This window comes from Bacillus sp. BS98, assembly GCF_008432245.1.
GTDB classification, from domain to species: domain Bacteria; phylum Bacillota; class Bacilli; order Bacillales; family Bacillaceae_G; genus Bacillus_A; species Bacillus_A toyonensis.
This window is the reverse complement of the sequence record NZ_CP043830.1, coordinates 4,919,588-4,934,380: the sequence shown is the minus strand read 5'-3', so window position 1 is coordinate 4,934,380 and position 14,793 is coordinate 4,919,588. Positions and strand designations below refer to the sequence as shown.

11 protein-coding genes and 1 riboswitch are annotated in these 14,793 nt (G+C 37.5%); of the genes, 5 read left to right on the top strand and 6 right to left on the bottom strand.

Going from position 1 to position 14,793, the window contains the following annotated elements:
* Positions 1-197 precede the first annotated feature (197 nt).
* The 4 genes from F0362_RS25770 to F0362_RS25755 all read right to left on the bottom strand — a co-directional run bounded on the left by F0362_RS25770 (position 198) and on the right by F0362_RS25755 (position 7,106).
* Entirely contained in the window at positions 198-1,409 is a 1,212-nt protein-coding gene (locus F0362_RS25770) for a NupC/NupG family nucleoside CNT transporter (RefSeq protein WP_001051016.1), read from the bottom strand.
* 365 nt (positions 1,410-1,774) lie between these two features.
* Positions 1,775-3,505 carry a C40 family peptidase gene (locus F0362_RS25765; RefSeq protein ID WP_000760253.1) on the bottom strand — a complete coding sequence of 577 codons (1,731 nt, stop codon included), beginning with the start codon at positions 3,503-3,505 and terminating at the stop codon, positions 1,775-1,777.
* 210 nt (positions 3,506-3,715) lie between these two features.
* Entirely contained in the window at positions 3,716-4,600 is an 885-nt protein-coding gene (locus F0362_RS25760) for a D-amino-acid transaminase (RefSeq protein WP_002040014.1), read from the bottom strand.
* A gap of 577 nt (positions 4,601-5,177) precedes the next feature.
* Entirely contained in the window at positions 5,178-7,106 is a 1,929-nt protein-coding gene (locus tag F0362_RS25755; protein ID WP_000665340.1) for an LTA synthase family protein, read from the bottom strand.
* Positions 7,107-7,654: 548 nt separating this feature from the next.
* On the opposite strand from F0362_RS25755, the gene F0362_RS25745 reads away from it, so the two are divergent.
* Together F0362_RS25745 and F0362_RS25740 are read left to right on the top strand one after the other, a co-directional pair.
* Complete coding sequence (locus tag F0362_RS25745; RefSeq protein ID WP_000810376.1) at positions 7,655-8,020, top strand: YkvA family protein; 366 nt, start codon at positions 7,655-7,657, stop codon at positions 8,018-8,020.
* Positions 8,021-8,070: 50 nt separating this feature from the next.
* The gene (locus F0362_RS25740) at positions 8,071-8,562 is read left to right on the top strand and encodes a metal-binding protein (protein ID WP_001139015.1); all 492 of its coding nucleotides are present in this window, start codon (positions 8,071-8,073) and stop codon (positions 8,560-8,562) included.
* A gap of 114 nt (positions 8,563-8,676) precedes the next feature.
* Here the strand turns inward: F0362_RS25740 and F0362_RS25735 are convergent, their stop codons facing one another.
* On the bottom strand, positions 8,677-8,994 hold the full coding sequence (locus tag F0362_RS25735) for a magnetosome magnetite crystal formation protein family (RefSeq protein WP_001014094.1): 318 nt from the start codon (positions 8,992-8,994) through the stop codon (positions 8,677-8,679).
* Between the two features lie 292 nt (positions 8,995-9,286).
* Here F0362_RS25735 and lldP point away from each other — a divergent pair, with 292 nt between their 5' ends.
* Together lldP and thiC are read left to right on the top strand one after the other, a co-directional pair.
* The gene (gene lldP, locus F0362_RS25730) at positions 9,287-10,945 is read left to right on the top strand and encodes an L-lactate permease (RefSeq protein ID WP_001099311.1); all 1,659 of its coding nucleotides are present in this window, start codon (positions 9,287-9,289) and stop codon (positions 10,943-10,945) included.
* A 70-nt stretch (positions 10,946-11,015) separates the two neighbouring features.
* Positions 11,016-11,131: riboswitch (TPP riboswitch) on the top strand.
* Between the two features lie 113 nt (positions 11,132-11,244).
* Positions 11,245-13,005 carry a phosphomethylpyrimidine synthase ThiC gene (thiC, locus tag F0362_RS25725; protein ID WP_000814459.1) on the top strand — a complete coding sequence of 587 codons (1,761 nt, stop codon included), beginning with the start codon at positions 11,245-11,247 and terminating at the stop codon, positions 13,003-13,005.
* 103 nt (positions 13,006-13,108) lie between these two features.
* On the opposite strand, the gene F0362_RS25720 is transcribed toward thiC, so the two are convergent.
* Positions 13,109-14,467 carry an arsenic transporter gene (locus F0362_RS25720; protein ID WP_000021138.1) on the bottom strand — a complete coding sequence of 453 codons (1,359 nt, stop codon included), beginning with the start codon at positions 14,465-14,467 and terminating at the stop codon, positions 13,109-13,111.
* 185 nt (positions 14,468-14,652) lie between these two features.
* Here F0362_RS25720 and F0362_RS30650 point away from each other — a divergent pair, with 185 nt between their 5' ends.
* The gene (locus tag F0362_RS30650) at positions 14,653-14,793 is read left to right on the top strand and encodes a hypothetical protein (RefSeq protein ID WP_172624228.1); all 141 of its coding nucleotides are present in this window, start codon (positions 14,653-14,655) and stop codon (positions 14,791-14,793) included.

The window sequence follows — 14,793 nt, the reverse complement described above, 5'->3', positions numbered from 1 at the left end:
AGACCATGTAACTGCAATTCTTTTTTAATAGAACAAAATGAAGTAGTATCTCCCTTGCACAAAAAAAATAAACAGACTTACTAATTATTGTATCATAATGTTTTAATATTTAAGCATAAAGTATTTCGTATATATAAAAAATACATTTATACATACAAAAAACCCTCCTCTATGGAAAGAGGAGGGTTGATATAAATTTATAGGAACATCATACCTGCAACTGCTGCGTTTAAGAAGTTCGCTAGTGTACCAGCGATAACTGCTTTAATCCCTAATTGTGCAATTTGTTTACGGCGAGTAGGAGCTAACGTTCCAGTTACACCTAATTGAATTGCAATAGAAGAGAAGTTTGCGAATCCACAGATTGCGAATGTTAAAATCAGATTTGTTTTTGCAGAGAAATCTGCCATATGTGGTCCTAAGTTTGCATATGCAACGAATTCGTTGATTGCAAGTTTTTGACCGATAAAGCTTGCTGCTTGTATAGCTTCACCTGGAGAAACCCCAATTAAGATTGCAAATGGTGATAATAAGTAACCGAAGATTAAATCTAGGCTAAGTTTAATATCGAACCAAGAACCAACCCATCCTAATAATCCATTTAATAAAGCGATTAATGCGATGAAAGCCATTAACATTGCTGCTACGTTAATAACAAGTTGCATACCTTCAGATGCACCACGTGCAGCTGCATCAATAACGTTTGCGTCTTCACGTTCTGTAGAAAGCTCAACGTTATTATCTACTTCTTCTGTTTCTGGCATAATTAGTTTTGCAATTAATAAACTTGATGGAGCTGCCATAATTGCTGCTGCTAATAAGTGTTCTAACGGAATTCCCATCGCTGCATAGCCGACAAGAACTGACCCGGCAACAGCCGTCATACCACTTACCATAATAGTGAAGAACTCACTATTTGTTAAGCGTGCTAAGTAAGGTTTGATTAAGATTGGTGCCTCAGTTTGTCCTAAAAATACAGTTGTTACTGAGTTTAAACTTTCTGCTTTAGAAGTTCCAAGAAGTTTACTTAATGCACCACCAACGACACTAACAAATTTCTGCATAATACCGAAATGATATAAGATTGCTACTAATGAACTAATAAATACAATTGGAAGTAGTGCTTGAATAAAGAAGACAAATCCCCAAGGGCCTTTTGCGTTGACTAAATCCCCAGCAACGAACTTAATTCCCTCGTAAGAAAAATTAATTAATCCTTGAACACCATCAGCAGCGTGTTTTAAACCTGCTTTACCAGCATCCCAGCGTAATACGATAAATGAAAATGACATTTGTAATGCTAGCGCGATTAAAATTGTGCGCCAATTAATAGCTTTGCGGTTGGAAGATAGTAAAAAAGCAATTGCTAATACTCCAATCACGCCGCCAATTCCCCATAAAAGATTCATGCAGTGTATGCTCCTTCCTCATAGTAAAAAAGTGTATAAACCAGTTGTCTATACTTTTGCGAATATAACATCTTAAGTAACTTATCATAATGGACATCGGAGGTCAAACGTCTAACGAAAAGTTTAAATAAAAAGAAAATTCTTCAAAAAAACACATATGAAATGAATAGACATGAAATAGGTTATGTTTTTTGTGGGAATATATTCATTGTGATAACGTTTTGAGTGATTTTTATAGAATATAGTGTACGAAATAGGAAAATGAACGCATAATTTTTGTGTGGAGAGAGAACGAAAGGGGATTACTATATTGAGTTCTTTAAAAAAGAGCCTTCTAGTAATCTAGAAGGCTCTGAAACTATAACTTAAGGTGCTTTCGTATAACCTAAGAAGTGGCTCTTCCAATAAGAGTTACTTAATGAAGCGATTGCTACCCCTTTATCTCCAGATTGGATAAATGATCCGCCCCCAAGGTAAATTCCCATATGAGAAGGACCTGCTTTATAAGTGTTTTGGAAATAAATTAAGTCGCCTGGTTGTGGACTTGAAGTTTTCGGTAAGCTGCTCCAATATCCCGCAACACTTTGACGGCTAATGTTATGACCAAATTTCTTAAATACGTGGTAGATGTAACCACTGCAGTCAACACCGTTAGCAGAAGTACCGCCCCAAACGTATGGTACACCTTGCATAGATTTCGCGTATGCAAGTAGAGAAGAAGTGTCACCGCTGTTGTTGCCTGTATTGTTGTTTTGATTGTTGTTATTTTGATTATTATTGTTGTTAGGCTTATCTACTGCACCACCAACTGGTGTTTTAGATAGGAAACGTGTTCCGATATAACCATTTTGGCCATTGTAGTTAATTTTACTCCATCCAGAGTTTTCAGAGATTACTTGCACCTTCTGTCCTTGCGAAAGTGCCCCTATGATTCTATAATTTGTACCTTCGCCACTACGTACATTTAGTGCAGAAGCATTAATGTAGTAGTCACCAATTGCACCTTGGTTAGGCTTTTCAGGTTGTTTCGGTTGTTCAGGAGTAGCAGTGCCACCTTTAACGAATTTTACAAACTCGCCACTCACAAAACCAGTTTTTCCTTGGTAATTAACTTTAAACCAGCTACCTTCAGATCCAACTACGTTTAATGTTGTACCATTTAACACGCCGCCAATTACACTATGGTAAGCAGCAGGGCCTGTACGAACACGTAGAGACGTTGCGTTAACAACGTAAGTACCACCAGTTTGAACAGTTACGTTATTGTTTTGATTATTATTTTGATTGTTGCCTTGTGAACCGTTTTCGTTAGAACCGCCCTTTGTTACGTAGTCTTTACTTATGTAGGCAGCTTGTCCTGCATAATTGATTTTGAACCAATCTTGAACTTCGCCAACGACTTGTACTACTTGTCCTTTTGTAATAGAAGCTACAGTTGTATGAGAAGTGCTAGGGCCTGTACGAACACGAAGGGAAGATACATTTACTGTATAGTTTCCGCTTGCTGGTTGTACAGTTTGTTGATTCGTATCGTTTGTAGCTCCTGTATTTGCAGAAACGCCTGATACGAACTGACCACTAACATAACCAGTTTGTCCATTGTGATTGATTTTCACCCAACCATTTTCTTGACCAATTACGTTTAATGTTTGTCCTTCATACACACGTCCTGAAACGGAACTGGAAGTGTTAGGAGCTGTACGTACACGTAATACATCGGCAGTAACTTTATTCTTTCCACCTGTTGTACTTACATTGGAATTAGTTGCTCCCTTTTTTGATACAAATTCGCCACTGACAAAGCCAGTTTTTCCATTATGGTTAATTTTGAACCAACCATTTTCTTCGCCAATCACGTTTAATGATTGACCGTTATAAACACGAGAGATGATATCTTGAGAAGTGCTTGATCCTGCACGAACATGTAATACATCAGCATTTACCGTGTAAGATGAAGTGTTAGGTGCAGAAGCTTGTACAGTTTGTGTAGCAGCTTTTTGTGTATTTTGTTCCGGGGCAGCTTGCACACTATCAAGTGTAGGTGCTGCTCCTCCTGCTACAGACACTGCGGCAAGACCGGCAAGGTATTTTTTCATAGTTTGTCGATTCCTTTCTGTCTGTAATGTAGTGAAGAAAAATTTACCAACTATTAAAAATTCTAAAAGGCATGTCGATTACTGTCAAGACTTATGCGGGAAACTGAATGTGACAAAAAGATTACAAGAAAAAATCAAGGTATGAATTTCTACCTTGATTTTGATTTAAATACATATATTAACATTATAGGAAATGGTAATTATTCGTATTTAAGAAGATGGTGTGTTTGATTTTAAAAGGCTTTGAGAAAAGGATTTTTGTATTGTTTTTGTAATGGGGCCAACTTGACCATCTCGAATCGCAGCTCCATCAAGGTGAGTCATCGGTAAGATTTCAATTGTTGTTCCTGTAAAGAAACATTCATCAGCTTGGTAAACGTCACGAATGCTAAAAAGTTCTTCTTGTACAGGAATGTGAAGAGTATTAGCTAAAGAAAGGACATACTGACGAATAATTCCATTTAAAATAAGATGATTGGCTGGATGTGTGTAGAGTGTTCCATTTTTAATTAAAAAGAAGTTGGAACGGCTACCTTCAGTTACAATACCATTTCGTACGAGAAGGGCTTCTTTACAACCTTTGCGTTCAGCTTTCGTAGCAGCTAATACATTTGGTAGTAAATTTAATGATTTAATATCACAGCGAAGCCAGCGAGTATCTGGTTCTGATATAGCACGTACACCATATTCAATCCATAAAGCCGGTCTTTCCTTTTTTGTGATATAGGCATAGATTGTCGGGGGAATGTCATATGAGAATGCATGAGTACGAGCTTGTACACCGCGAGATACTTGCAAATAAATGGTTCCATCTTCGTAGAAATTATTACTTTCAATGAGTTTGTACAGTAAGGTGATGAGCTCTGCTTTTGAGAAAGGGAGCGATAATTCTATTTCTTCTAGGGAGCGATATAGTCTTGTTATGTGCGGATCTAATAAGTGAAAGTTTCCGTTGTAGAGCCGCATTACCTCGTAGACACCATCTCCAAATTGCAAGCCTCTTTCTTCTAGTTCTATGTATGTTTTTTGTTTTGTTGTATCAATAACTGCATCATTCCAAAGTACAAATCTTTCATATGCCAATTTCCATCCCATCCTTTCGTAAGTACTGAAGTAAGGTGAAACTTTGATTAATCGAGCTTATACGGTTAGACCACCCATATGATTTTTGAATCCGGCCAAATTTTGAAGTGGGATTCCTATTGCTAGTTAACGCGGCATAAAATCGCTATAGTAATTTTTATGTAAGCAATACTCTACATATGACGTATATGTATTTGTAAATAATAGGGAAGTAATAGAGATTTATAGCATTTTGTATATACAAATTCGAAAATAAGAAATAAGAATCCTGCCTATAAATAAAAAAAAGCAACATTCATATGGAATGCTGCAAAAGGAGGGTAGCTATCTTTCATAGGGATATCATCTTATTGAAGGTTTTGTACATGAGAACAAAACACTTTAAAAGAAAGTAGAAAACAAACGGTTCGCATATTTCTTTAAGGGATCTTATTGAAGATGAGAGATAAGAAATATGTAGAACCTCGTTTACATATTTTATTATAGAGATGTTTCGTTAATATGGTGTGAATATTTGGTAAAGGTTATGTAATTTTAAAGTTAATGAATAGGAGAAGAAGGATAGCGGAAAATAAAAAAGAGGCTGAGATTACTCAGCGCTCTTCTTTTCTTCTTTAATAGCTGTTTTTACTTCACCAGTTTTAATCTTGTTACTTTCAGAGAAGCGAAGTAAGTCACCTTCAATGAGTTTGTCTGACATGTTCAATTCATTTTGGGCACGATCAATGAGTGGTTGAGATTCTTCTTTCGGTAATTGTACAACTTCGCCAGTAGCACGGTCGTAGAATGTACTGTTCGTGTACATGTACTTATCTGTAATGAAGCTACCGTCACGAAGAACAACGAATCCTTTATTATCAGGTGAGAATACGTCATGGCCAAATTGAATTTGATTCGTAGAATCTACACCAAGTAAGTTTAGAATAGTTGGTTTAATATCAATTTCACCAGTTGGTTTTGAAATTGTTTTACCTTCTTTTTGACCTGGAACGTGAATAAACATCGGTGTTTTTTGTAAGTTCATATGGTCAAATGCAGTAATTTCTTCTTTTCCTAAGAACTGTGCCATTGCACGGTTATGGTTTTCAGAAATACCATAGTGATCACCGTAGAATACGATCACAGAGTTGTCGTAAATGCCTTCTGCTTTTAGACGCTCAATAAAATGTTTCATTGCTTCGTCTAAATAGCGAGCAGTTACCATGTAACGGTCAAACACGCCATCACCAGAATTATATTCATCAATTAATTTCGTGTTGTCATCATAAGTGAATGGGTAATGGTTCGTTAAAGTAAGGAAGCGAGTATAGAATGGTTGCTTCACTTCTTTTAACATATCGATAGATTGATCGAAGTATTCGATATCTTTTAATCCCCAATTTAATTTTGTTTCTGGCGTAATCTTGTAGTCAAGCTCGTTGTAGTAACGATCATAACCAAGTGCCGGGTACATAATGTTACGGTTCCAGAATGTTGCGTTGTTTGCGTGGAATACCGATGTGTGGTACCCTTGCTGACGTAAAATTTCTGGAGTTGCTGTGTATTCGTTGTTACCGTGTGTGAAGAATACAGCACCACGGTCTAGTGGATATAAAGAAGTATCTACTAAGAATTCAGCATCAGATGTTTTACCTTGCCCAGTTTGATGGAAGAAGTTATCAAAGTAATAACTTTCTTTCGTAAATTGGTTTAAGAATGGTGTAACTTCTTGTCCGTTAACTGTTGCGCCAATTAAGAATGTTTGTAATGACTCAAGAGAAACAACAATTACGTTTTTTCCTTTTGCAGTACCGAACATATTTGGATCTGGTTTACTTTGTGTTGTTTTCACATAGTTTTCTGTTTCTTGTAATTTACTACCGTCTGCAAATGCCTTTTGTGAACTTGACTTCGCTTGTAAGCCAAGATCGTATGCTTGGTGTACATATAATCCTAAGTTTTTAACAAGCATAACGCGGTCGAATGAACGTGTTAATAGTTCTGGACGTTCAGCTTCTGCAAACCCTAGGTTTACGAAGAAAATAGCAACTGTTGACACGAAGTATAGAGAACGCATCGGACGTGCTACACGCTCTGTCGGTGCAAAGTTTTTCTTCTTCTTCAATAAGATGAAGAATACGATAATATCCGCAAATGCAAGGATAATTTTGTAGTTAAATAATTCTTTCACACTAGAACCTAAGCTTCCAAAGTTAGAAGTTTGCCCTAGTACTGGTAAAGTAACGAAGTCATTGTAGAATCCGTAGAACATTACGTTACCAACGAGAATGAACGTTAAAACAAAATTAATTCCAAGTGCTATATAGTTACGTTTTTTTCCTTTTGCAAATAATGCAAGTCCCACAAACAGTAATGATGCTGCTAATGGACTAATGAATAAAATGAATTCTTGCATGAAAGATTCAAGTTTTAAATCAAAGCTTGTGCGTGTAATAATGTAGGTTTTCAGCCATACGGCTAAAGCTACGAATAAAGTGAAACGCACATTTTGAAATTGTGATTTCAAGGTTTCTTTCATTCATTTCCACCCTTTCTCTATCAGGCTTGGTCGATTTTGGAGCGAAAAATGCTAAAATAAAAAATACATAGTTTCTTTTGCCATAATTAGAGCTTCTATATTCACCCATATACGACTTTAACTATGCATACCCTTTTTTGGTTTCTTTTGCTGCTCATAAGTATAACGTCATTTCTGTATTATACAACAAAATTCATTTCTGAGAAACACTATAACATTTTACATTTTTTGTATGTGTTTTGTCACTACCAGAGAAAACTTTATCATTCGTTTATATGTCCGTCAACTAGAAAATATAACAAAGATAGAGAAGAATGTTAAGTGAAAGTGAAAATTTTCATGGTTGAGAAATAAGAAATGGAAATATGTAATGGTTTGTCTAGAAAACTATTATATGAAGGAAAGGGTATGAAAATTAACGAACACTTGTTCTTTTTAGGTTTGTTTGTTAAAATAAAAATTCATTGATAGATTATGTGTAATTTTGATGAACTTTTACTGGTAATATATTGTAGCTTATTTCTTTTGAAAAATAGGGGGGCTTTTACATGAAACAAAAATTTTCAGTTGAAGCGTTTTGGAAAAAAGTAAAACATGTTGCAAAGCAAGCCGGACAGTCGGTCATTTATGCCAGTTTATTACTGTTTTACGTTTTGCAAAGACCTGATGTTCCAAAGCGGGTGAAAATTATTGTAATTGGAGCACTTGCTTATTTTATTGCACCGATTGATGCCATCCCAGATTTCATTGCTGGAGTTGGTTATACGGACGATTTAGGGGCATTAACGGCCGCACTAATACAGGCGTCATTATATGTCAATGAAGATGTGAAAGATAAGGCACGAGTGAAGTTGGCAGAATGGTTTGGTTCGGATATAGACACATCATTTATCGATCAGAAATTAGATCAATAGGTGAGAACTGTCATAGAGTGACAGGGCGAACGTAAGCGAGGAAGTGCATTATGCCATCAGGAAAAACGCATACGAAAATAAACTTAATATCCCTTCCGGTTGTTTTGTTTCTGCTCTTTTCGTATGGATTAACAAATTTTGATTTTTTATTAACTTTTGCAATTGGCTTTTTAGTAGGTACTTCATTTTTAACACCTGATTTAGATACGTACAGTAATGCGTATAATAAATGGGGATTCCTGCGTATATTTTGGTATCCGTATAAGAAAGTAATGCCACATCGTTCCTTTCTTACACATACGATTATACTTGGTGATGTAATTCGTATTGCGTACATGTTAATCGTATTTTCTCCGTTTTTATTTCTATTAAATGTAATAGCACTGGACGGGAACTTAATAGAAATTGCGAAAAAACATGAGGTGGAAATTAAAACGTTCCTAATGGGAATTGTTGTGGCGAGCACGCTTCACATTATAGCGGATAAAACGAATACGCGCCGAAAGAAAATGATGAGAAAAAAGAAGAAACGAAGAAGATAAAGTGAAACTGTAATCGGTAGGGGCACCCCCCGCTAATTATTAGCTCACACTAATCGGGAAAAGGACACTTGCAAATTGCAAGTGTCCTTTTTTTAAACAAACGTTTGTTTAAAATTAAGCTTTCAGCACTTTAATTCCTTTTACAATGTTCCAGATGAAGTAGTATAAGCTGATGATTCCGCAAATAGCTAAGACAATCATTGCTCCAATTCCAAGTGTTACATCTGGTTGGTCCGATCCGATACCCATAATTCCTAAAATGGCTACGCCGATAAATGTAGCGATACTTGGAATGATATGTGTCCATAGAGCACGTTTTGCATGTGGCTTTGTTTCAGCATCCCCCACAATCCAAACGATGATTGGGAATAAGATAGGGGCAAATAGTACACTAAAGTATGATAAAGCAGCTAGTATTTTGTTTCCATTCATATATATCACCTCATAAATAATTTCCGTTGTTATACTATTATTATGCAGTAATTTTTACAAGCTTACTATCGATGAACATTACAAGAACGTGACGATTTTGTAAGATTTTTTCTTTAAATAATAAAATTTTCAAAAAAATCTTTTTTTATGGAAAACGCTGTGATAAAGTATAAATGGAGATGAAAACGTTTTCTTGAACGTTTTTTATTTTTAGACTTAAAGGTATGATGACCTGATAGTCTATTGATGAGGTTATTCTATTTAAAAGGGGATTCTTTAGGGGGAGAGAACAATGAACACATGGACACAAGTTTATGATCCGTTCGGTAACATTTGGATTTCGGCAGCAGTCGCACTTATTCCAATCATCTTTTTTTTCTTAGCTTTAGCAGTTTTCCGCATGAAGGGGTATGTGGCAGGGTTTATTACAGTTGTACTTACAATTTTAGTAGCGTTATTCGCTTATAAAATGCCGTTTACGATGGCGATGGCAGCAACCGGATACGGTTTTTTATACGGACTATGGCCAATTGCTTGGATTATCATTATGTCGGTATTTTTGTATAAAATTTCCGTAAAAACAGGTCAATTCGATGTCATTCGTGCATCTGTATTATCTATTACAAATGATCACCGTTTACTCGTTATTTTAATTGGTTTTTCATTCGGAGCATTTTTAGAAGGGGCTGCGGGATTCGGTGCACCAGTAGCAATCACGGCAGCGCTTCTAGCAGGTCTCGGATTAAATCCTTTATATGCGGCTGGTCTTTGTTTAATCGCAAATACTGCACCGGTAGCATTTGGAGCGATGGGAATTCCGATTACAGTTGCTGGACAAGTAACGGGTATTGATCCACATAAAATCGGACAAATGGCTGGACATCAGTTACCGTTTCTATCATTATTTGTTCCGTTCTTCATCGTATTTTTAATGGATGGGTTTAAAGGGGTAAAACAAACGTGGCCTGCGTTACTTGTAGCAGGTAGTTCATTTGCAATTACACAGTTTATTACAGCAACGTTTCTAGGGCCGGAGCTTCCGGATATTACGTCAGCACTTGTAAGTTTAGTGAGTTTAGCGCTGTTCTTAAAAGTTTGGCAGCCGAAAGAAATCTATCAATCTAAACAAGCAAATAGTGAAGTAGCGGCAACAACGACGACATCTATGCCAAAACTCACAATAGGAAAAGTAGTGAAAGCATGGTCTCCGTTCATTATTTTAACGGTTATGGTAGTTGTTTGGAGCCAAAGCTTCTTTAAATCTTTATTTGCTCCAGGAGGCGCTTTAGAAAGTCTTGTATTTAAGTTTGAAGTTCCAGGCTTACACAATTTAGTAATGAAAGCAGAGCCGATAGTAAATAAACCAACGCCTTATGAAGCAATTTTGAAATTAGATGTTTTATCAGCGACTGGAACGGCAATTTTAATTGCTTGTATTATTTCTATCTTTATTTTGAAAATGAGTGCAAAAGATGCAGTAGCGACATTTAAAGAAACGTTAAACGAACTTAAGATGCCAATTCTATCTATCGGATTCGTATTAGGATTCGCATTTATCGCAAACTATTCTGGTCTATCTTCTACATTAGCGCTAGCGCTAGCAGGAACTGGCGGACTATTCCCTTTCTTCTCACCATTCCTAGGTTGGATTGGTGTATTCTTAACAGGATCCGATACGTCTGCGAACGCACTGTTCTCGAATTTACAAGCAATTACGGCGCAGCAAGTTGGCGTATCTGAAGTACTTCTCGTTGCGGCAAATACAACAGGTGGTGTAACAGGTAAGATGATTTCTCCGCAATCGATTGCAATTGCTTGTGCGGCAGTTGGACTTGCCGGAAAAGAGTCGGATTTGTTCCGTTTTACAGTTAAGCATAGTTTGTTCTTCGTTATTATTGTTGGGATTATGACGTATGTTCAGGCTTATTATTTAACTTGGATGATTCCGTAAGCGGAAAATAAATAACCTTTGCATTTTTCAGATTATCGTGTATGATGGGGAAGTATTGAAAATTAAATCAGTGATAAACTAGGGGTGCCTAACGTATGCGTAGGCTGAGAGAGAAGCGTGTGAACTTCTTAACCCTTTGGACCTGATCTGGCTCGTACCAGCGTAGGGAAGTTAATGGCTTTACATAATGATGTCTTTTATGAGCCAGGTCCTTATTTTTTTATGGACCTGGCTCTTTTTGTTTTGGCATACGCTGGCCATATCTCGTCCTTGTCACGTACAGGGGGGCAACAAAGGTTATGAAACAATCTGTTTCAGCTGAGCAAATTGAATTGAAATCGAGTTTACCAGGAAGTAAGAAAGTGTATGTAGATGGACCACGGGAAGGTATGAAAGTACCGATGCGTGAGATTGCACAAAGCGATACGAATGGTGTCCAAAATCCGCCCATCCGTGTGTATGATACGAGTGGACCTTATACAGATCCTGAGTATAAAGTGGAACTGGAAAAGGGGTTGCAGGCGCCGCGTCACTCTTGGATCCTAGGGCGTGGTGATGTAGAGGCATACGAAGGGCGTGAAGTAAAACCAGAGGATGACGGTGTGAAAGTGGCTTCGAAACATACACCTGTTTTCCCGCAAATGGATCGTAAGCCGCTTAGAGCGAAGGAAGGTGCAAATGTTACGCAAATGCACTATGCGCGTAATGGCATTATTACGTCTGAGATGGAGTATGTTGCGATTCGTGAAGGAGTGGAGCCTGAGTTTGTTCGTAAGGAAATTGCAGAAGGTCGTGCGATTTTACCAGCGAATATTAACCATCCGGAAGCAGAACCGATGATTATCGGACGTAACTTTCATGTGAAGGTAAATGCAAATATCGGAAACTCTGCTGTATCTTCTTCTATTGCAGAAGAAGTAGAGAAGATGACATGGGCAACGCGCTGGGGTGCAGATACGATTATGGATTTATCTACAGGTAAAAATATTCATACGACGCGCGAATGGATTATTCGTAATGCTCCTGTACCGGTTGGAACTGTGCCCATTTATCAAGCACTTGAGAAAGTAAACGGAATTGCAGAAGATTTAACGTGGGAAGTGTACCGTGATACGTTAATTGAGCAAGCGGAGCAAGGCGTTGATTACTTTACGATTCACGCTGGTGTATTACTTCGTTACATTCCAATTACTGCAAAACGTACGACAGGTATCGTTTCACGCGGTGGTTCGATTATGGCACAGTGGTGTTTATTCCATCATAAAGAAAACTTCCTATATACTCATTTTGAAGAGATTTGTGAAATTATGAAGCAGTACGATGTTTCATTCTCGCTTGGAGATGGATTACGTCCAGGTTCGATTGCAGATGCAAATGACGAAGCGCAGTTCTCGGAGCTTGAAACGCTTGGTGAATTGACGAAAATCGCTTGGAAACATGATGTGCAAGTTATGATTGAAGGACCTGGACATGTACCGATGCACTTAATTAAAGAAAATATGGAGAAAGAACTTGATATTTGTCAGGGCGCGCCATTTTATACACTTGGGCCGCTAACGACAGATATTGCACCAGGATATGACCATATTACATCCGCAATTGGAGCAGCAATGATCGGCTGGTTTGGAACGGCGATGCTTTGTTATGTAACGCCGAAAGAACATTTAGGTTTACCAAATAAAGATGATGTTCGAGAAGGGGTTATTACGTATAAAATTGCAGCACATGCGGCTGATCTTGCGAAAGGGCATAAAACGGCTCATCAGCGTGATGACGCACTTTCAAAAGCACGTTTCGAATTTCGTTGGCGCGATCAATTTAATTTGTCTTTAGATCCTGAACGTGCGATGGAGTATCACGATGAAACGTTACCAGCAGAAGGAGCGAAAACAGCTCATTTTTGTTCAATGTGTGGACCGAAGTTTTGTAGTATGAGAATTTCACATGATATTCGTGAATATGCGAAAGAAAATGACTTAGAAACGACAGAAGCAATTGAAAAAGGAATGAAAGAGAAGGCGAAAGAATTTAAAGATACTGGTAGTCATTTATACCAATAACACGTTACACCTCTTTACTTGATTGATCACACTGTAGTACCTAACTTAATTATAGAAAAAGCCCCCTTTGCTAAGACGGTAGCAAAGGGGGCTTCTGTTTTCTTTATAAGGCAAAGAAGAGGTGTACCCAGTAGTATAAGAGGAATAATGTGACGACTGTTGTGAGAGGAATAACGATGAGAGATACGCTTAAATAATCTTTCCATTTTACTTTAATTTTGTTTTGTTTCAGAATATACATCCAGATGAGGGAAGCTAGTGTACCGATTGGTAATAATAGTGAACCGATGTCACTACCAATAATGTTTGCGAGGTAGATTGTTTTTAATGTGACTGGATCTAGCCCCATTTCTGTTAATGTGATTGTACCAATCATAAGGGCAGGGTGGTTATTGAAGACGTTAGAGAGGATGGATACAAGTCCGCCCATTGCAAAGCTAGCATAGAGTAAATGCTGACTTACAAGTGGCTCGAGCCATTGCACAAGTGCGGCTGTTAATCCTGCGTTGTGAAGCCCGTAAATAATGACGTACATAGAGAAGGCGAAGATTAAAATGTGCCACGGTGTCTTTTTTAAAATATCGACAGGGTTTGTTCGTAAGTAGTACCATCTCCAGATAAGAAGAACGAGGGAACCTAGCACTGCAACGATTTCGATTGGGATAGATAAGAAGGATGCAACGAACAGAAGACAGCGCATAAGGAAGACAAAACCTAATACTTTTAACATGAATTTTGTACGTTTTTGTTTCGTATCAACAGAATTGTTCCCTTTTAACGGATGGAAGTTTTTCGTGAAGAAAATTTCTTCAATATCATATGAAGAAACCGGTAATTTCTCTGGTAATTTTTTCTTTAAAACAGTGTACATGAGCCATGACATAAACAATAATCCTAATGTTGCAGGTACAAACATCATAGCAGTATGCATATAAAGAGTCATATTAACGATATTTAATGCGATTAAGTTTACGATATTACTTACGCCGATTGGTGCACTAGAAGCAGTGGCGATTAAAGCACCGCTTAATAAATAAGGAATTTGTTGATGAGGCTTTAATTGAAGATTTTTCAGAAGAAGGATTAGAATTGGGGTTGTAATCAAAATACTACCGTCATTATTAAATAAAAGAGTCATAAGAAAGCATAGTAATTGAATATACCAGTATAGGCGGCGTCCAGAACCTTTCGCTAAATTTGCGAGTTTTGCTGCAGCCCAATGGAAGAAGCCGAAGCTTTCTAATATAACTGCCATAACGATGGTCGCCAATATCGTTATGGAAGCGCCTCCGATTTTACTTATAATGTCTATGACATCTGGCCTTGAGACAAGTCCAGTAATGAGGATAATACCAGCGCCAATTGCTGCTGGCCATGCCTCATTTAAGCCACGAGGTCGCCAAAAGATAACAATCATCGTTAAGAAGAATACAATAATAGTAATCCATATCTCAATGCTCATATTTTACCTACCTTTCTATTTTTCCTTGAATCAATGTAGCTTGTCTCAAGGTCTGTATTGGTAGTATATTCGAAAAAGAATAAGAGGAACTAGACGTATAATAGAAGAAAGTGAATATGTGTTTTTCAAGCTATAGGACAAGTATACATACTAGTGAAATAACTATTAGGAGAGGAGTCTAATAAATGAGGGGCATTCTATGTACGAATGCCCCTCATTTATTCCGCTATTTGTGGGCAGTAAGACTCCTACCTCAAAATTCGGCGGGAGCAAAGAAGTTAGGTGGAAGTCCTGCTACCCGTAAACGCCTGATTGGTGAAGGTTAA

Bases quoted from the DNA above. Each gene is read 5' to 3' on its own strand.
- F0362_RS25770 (WP_001051016.1), bottom strand. From the start codon at position 1,409: ATGAATCTTTTATGGGGAATTGGCGGCGTGATTGGAGTATTAGCAATT.
- F0362_RS25765 (WP_000760253.1), bottom strand. From the start codon at position 3,505: ATGAAAAAATACCTTGCCGGTCTTGCCGCAGTGTCTGTAGCAGGAGGA.
- F0362_RS25760 (WP_002040014.1), bottom strand. From the start codon at position 4,600: ATGGGATGGAAATTGGCATATGAAAGATTTGTACTTTGGAATGATGCA.
- F0362_RS25755 (WP_000665340.1), bottom strand. From the start codon at position 7,106: ATGAAAGAAACCTTGAAATCACAATTTCAAAATGTGCGTTTCACTTTA.
- F0362_RS25745 (WP_000810376.1), top strand. From the start codon at position 7,655: ATGAAACAAAAATTTTCAGTTGAAGCGTTTTGGAAAAAAGTAAAACAT.
- F0362_RS25740 (WP_001139015.1), top strand. From the start codon at position 8,071: ATGCCATCAGGAAAAACGCATACGAAAATAAACTTAATATCCCTTCCG.
- F0362_RS25735 (WP_001014094.1), bottom strand. From the start codon at position 8,994: ATGAATGGAAACAAAATACTAGCTGCTTTATCATACTTTAGTGTACTA.
- lldP (WP_001099311.1), top strand. From the start codon at position 9,287: ATGAACACATGGACACAAGTTTATGATCCGTTCGGTAACATTTGGATT.
- thiC (WP_000814459.1), top strand. From the start codon at position 11,245: ATGAAACAATCTGTTTCAGCTGAGCAAATTGAATTGAAATCGAGTTTA.
- F0362_RS25720 (WP_000021138.1), bottom strand. From the start codon at position 14,467: ATGAGCATTGAGATATGGATTACTATTATTGTATTCTTCTTAACGATG.
- F0362_RS30650 (WP_172624228.1), top strand. From the start codon at position 14,653: ATGAGGGGCATTCTATGTACGAATGCCCCTCATTTATTCCGCTATTTG.